The organism is Streptomyces sp. SID3212, assembly GCF_009865405.1.
GTDB lineage: Bacteria > Actinomycetota > Actinomycetes > Streptomycetales > Streptomycetaceae > Streptomyces.
Genome location: NZ_WWJY01001115.1, coordinates 1 through 4196, shown reverse-complemented (window position 1 = coordinate 4196; position 4196 = coordinate 1). Strand labels below are relative to the sequence as shown.

The following is a 4196-nucleotide window of genomic DNA, read 5'->3' as shown; positions in this document are numbered from 1 at the left end:
GCGGGCCTGCCCGGGGCCACCAGCACCCCCACCGGCTGCCGCCCGGCCAGCTCCAGCAGCCCCGCACGCGAGATGCTGCCGTCGTGGCCGGCGAGCTGCCGCGACGAACAACCCGCCTGGAAGGCGATCCGTACGGACTCGTTCCCGGTCACCGTGCACGGCGGCCGTACCCCCTGGCGGTGCAGCTCGGTGGAGATACGGGCCAGGGCCTCCCGCGTCGCACGGCTGCGCGACACGAGCCGGTCCGCCGTCACGTACTGCGATCCGACATGGGCCAGCAGAAGCACGGCGATCACCGCGGCGGCCATCGGCCGCAGCACCGGCCGCACCGCCGTCACCAGCCGCCACAGACAGAACGCGACGGGCAGCGCGAGCAGCGCGTACGTCGGCAGCAGGAACCGCGCCGCCGCGTAGTCGATCGTCAGCAGGTACGGCGCCGCGAGGACCAGCCCGGTCACGGTCGGCAGCAGTACGGTGGCCCGCAGCGGGGTGCGCGCGGCGGCCCACACCCCGCCCGCCGCGAGAACCGGCAGGGCGAACCACCAGAGGGCCGTCGCCGGGTCGCGCCATCCCATGTCGCACGGCCGGCACAGCGACCGCCCCTCCAGCGCCCGCAGTTGGTGACCGAAGGCGGGATGCCAGCCCAGTCCGCCCTGGATCTCACCGGCACGGCGCAACCGGGTGGCGAGCCCGCCGTACGAGAGGTACGCCTCGACCACCCACGCGGAGGCGCCGACGGCCGCGCCCACGACCAGGATCGCCAGTACGGCCGGGCGGCGCCACGACCGTACGCACAGCGCGGCCACCGCCAGCGGCGCGACCAGCCAGCACGCGTCGGTGGGACGCATCAGCGCCGCCACCGCCACCGCGCAGCCCAGGCCGATCCGCGCCGCGCGGTCCCCGGGGTCCCGTACGGCACGGAGGAAACAGCCCGTCGCGACGAGCGCCGCGAAGGCGACCCACAGGTTGGGCATGACCTGCGGTCCGTAGAAGAGCGTGATCCACAGCGTCGCGAACAGCGTCCCGGCGAGCGTGAGCACCGCGACCGGCAGCAGCCGCCGCCAGACCTGGAGCCCCAGGAGGAGAGCGAAGCCGGACAGCAGGGCGAGACAGCAGCGGAGCACGTCCACGGACGTGGTGAACGCGGCGACCGGCGCCACCAGGAAGCTGATGCCCCGGGCGCGCGGCGCGCTGAAGAACGCCGCCGGCGCCTGCGGGCTGACCTGGCTGACGTACACCGTCTCGTCCCACCCCAGCCCCATGCCGGGCATCATCAGGACCGCCTGGGAGGCGACGAAGGCCACCGCGACCACGACGAACGGGAGCGGCGGGCGCGCGGCGCGCCGGCCGCCCCGGTCCGCGTCGGCACGAGGATCCTTCTCCGGCAGGTCCGTGGCGAGAGACGCTTGCTGCATGGCGCCACGCTGGGGCCGGAGCGCCCGCCACGGCGTGCGACACCGGCGGGCGTTCGAATGATCGCCCCCGAACGGACCCCGGCCGTCGTCCGTCCGGGTGACGTGACGGCGACGGCGACGGCGGCCGGCACCCCGCCGTCACATGCGCGGTGAGGTCCCGTCAGATCCCGTCGGGACGCAGCGCGCCCGCGCTGACCAGGGCGTTGGCCTTGCGGACGTCCGGTGTCATCCACCGGTCCTCGCCCAGCACCTCCACGGCCTGCCGGAAGCGCTGATGGAGCGCGTCGGTCGCCTTGGCCAGGTGCAGCGGTCCCATCGCGGGGCGCGCCAGATCGATGCCCTGCGCGGCCAGCAGGAATTGCACGGCCAGGACCGTCTCCGCCCGGCTGAGGTTGTCGTCCAGGTTGCGCACCGACGCCATCGCCATCGTGTTGTGGTCCTCCTGCCCGAACTTCTCCGGCCGTGACAGCACCCCGGCCGGCATCGCCCGTGTCTGCATCTCGGGGATCAGGGCCGCGCCCACCGTCTGGACCTGCACCATCCCGGAGTTCAGACCGACCGGCGGCGCCGCCAGGTTGTCCGGCAGGCCGTAACTCCACTTGGAGGCGATCAGCCGTCCCGACAGTTCGTGGCTGAGCACCGACACATCCGTGACCTGCGCGTTGAGGGTGTCGATGGCGTGCCCGATCTGCGCGCCGTCCCAGTTCCCGCCCATCACGAACTCGTACCCGCCGCCGTCCCGGGGGAACAGGAGCGGGTTGGACGTCGACGCGTTGGCCTCGCGCGTGATGATCGTGTCCGCCTCGTCGAGCGTCTGACGGAGCGTGGCGGCGATGTGCGGAGCCGCCCGTACGGAGACCGCGTCCTGCACCCGGGCCGACGTCTCCCCGAACTGCTTCCTGCCCCGCTCCGTCATCCACCCGCTGTCGGCCGTCAGGGCCCGCAGCTTGGCGGCTTCCTCCTCCTCGGCGGGGATCCGCCGCTCCGCGTGGGTCCGCGCGTCCAGGGAGCCCGCCTCGGCGCGGGTGGCCTCCAGGAACAGGCCGAACGCCCCCAGGAACTGGTCGAGGAAGGACTCCGCCCGGTACGTGGCCGCCACGTACCGGGCCGTCAGCACCCCGCTGCCACTGATCAGCGGCAGCGCCTCGCCCGCCTCCAGCTCGAACGTGCGCGGCAGTCCCGCCTCGGCGAGGACATCGCCCGCCGGCCGCTCCTGGCCGCCGCGCAGCCGGGCCGTCGCCCCCTCCCCGGTCAGCACCAGTCCGGCCGCCGCCATCGGCTGGAGATCGCCGGTGCCGAGTGACCCGATGGACGGCATCACCGGGGTCACCCCGGCGTTGACCAGGGCCAGCATGCGCCGCACCATCTCGGGACGTACGCCCATGTGCGCGCGGGCCATGGCGTTCGCGCGGAGCACCAGCGCGAGGCGGGCCACGCCCGCGGACAGCTCACCGCCCGTGCCCGCCGCGTGGGAGTTGAGGATACGGCGCTGGAAATCGCGCTGTTCGTCGTCCGACAGCGGATGGTCCTTGAGCGGGCCCAGGGCCTGGTTCCAGCCGTAGACGCGCTGGCCGGCCTTGAGGGCGTCGAGCGCGCCGGCCCGGGCGTCACGCATCCGGCCGGCCGCCGCGTCCGACAGCCGCACCGCCCCGGCCGTCCCGCGCAGCACCGCCCTCATCTGGGGGACCGTCAGGCGGTTCCCGTCCAGGGTGATGGTGGCGGCGGCCCGCGCCGCCGGGGCGACGGCGGGGTGCACCGGGCCGGCGACCACGGGGCCTGCCGAGCCCGGCACCAGGACGACCACGGCGGCCGTCGTGGCCGCGGCCCAGATCCGGAGGCGGGGGGCGTGGCCGCGCGGACGTCGTACGGAGACCGATGCGAACAACTCGCGGAACGGTTCTGAGAAGGAGGAAGGGATCACGTCTCTCTGTTCGGCAGACCGCCTGATTTCCTCAAAGAAGTCCTACAAACGGGGCTTACGTGCTGGACAGACCGTCATGAACTTCCCAGACTGCCCCTGGCAGCCCCCCGGCCGCCACCCGCGATCAAGGGAGCGTGCTGGTGTCGGTCATCCTTCGGGACGCGTGGTCGACCCTGGTGCCGGGGCGTGACGTCAGACACGGCCCGCTTCCCCCGCTGCTGGTCGGGCTCACGGTGGTCACCGGCCTGGTCGACGCGTTCAGTTACCTCGTGCTCGGTCATGTCTTCGTGGCGAACATGACGGGCAACGTCGTCTTCCTGGCCTTCGCCGTCCTCGGAGCGTCCGGATTCTCCGTCGCCGCCTCCGCCACCGCCCTGGGCGCGTTCCTGATCGGCGCGCTGGCCGGGGGGCGGCTCGTCCACCAGGTCCGCCGGCACCGGGGCAAGATGCTGTACGGGGCACTCGGCCTGGAGGCGGTGCTCGTCCTGGCCTCCTACCTCATCGCCGCGTTGGTCGACTCGCCGTCCTCGGGCGGCGCCCGCTACGTGCTGATCGTGCTCCTCGGCGTGGCGATGGGAGTGCAGAACGCGGTTGCGCGGGCGCTGACGGTCCCCGATCTGACCACCACGGTCCTCACCCTCACGCTCACCGGGATGGCCGCGGACAGCCGGCTGGCGGGTGGTCCCGGCGGCAAGATCGGCAGGCGTTCCCTGTCGGCGGTGGCCCTGTTCCTGGGCGCTCTGATCGGCGCGGCCACGGTGCTGCACTCCGACGACGCGGTGCCGCTGCTGATCGGCGGACTGTTGCTGGCGCTCGCGTTCCTGGCGGCGTTCTCACTGCCGCGTGCCACGGCGGAGTGG

At 73.5% G+C, this 4196-nt stretch carries 3 protein-coding genes; 1 reads left to right on the top strand and 2 read right to left on the bottom strand.

Annotated elements, in window-relative coordinates; translation table 11 throughout:
- The coding region (locus tag GT042_RS33105) for a hypothetical protein (protein WP_161312380.1) at positions 1 to 1415 on the bottom strand (1415 nt) is incomplete at its 3' end.
- 160 nt (positions 1416 to 1575) lie between these two features.
- Positions 1576 to 3336: an aromatic amino acid ammonia-lyase gene (locus GT042_RS33100; RefSeq protein WP_202534432.1), complete on the bottom strand. Its 1761-nt coding sequence runs from the start codon at positions 3334 to 3336 to the stop codon at positions 1576 to 1578.
- Between the two features lie 140 nt (positions 3337 to 3476).
- On the opposite strand from GT042_RS33100, the gene GT042_RS33095 reads away from it, so the two are divergent.
- Positions 3477 to 4196, top strand: a 720-nt coding sequence (locus GT042_RS33095; RefSeq protein WP_161312379.1) for a YoaK family protein, incomplete at its 3' end; no start/stop codon positions are given.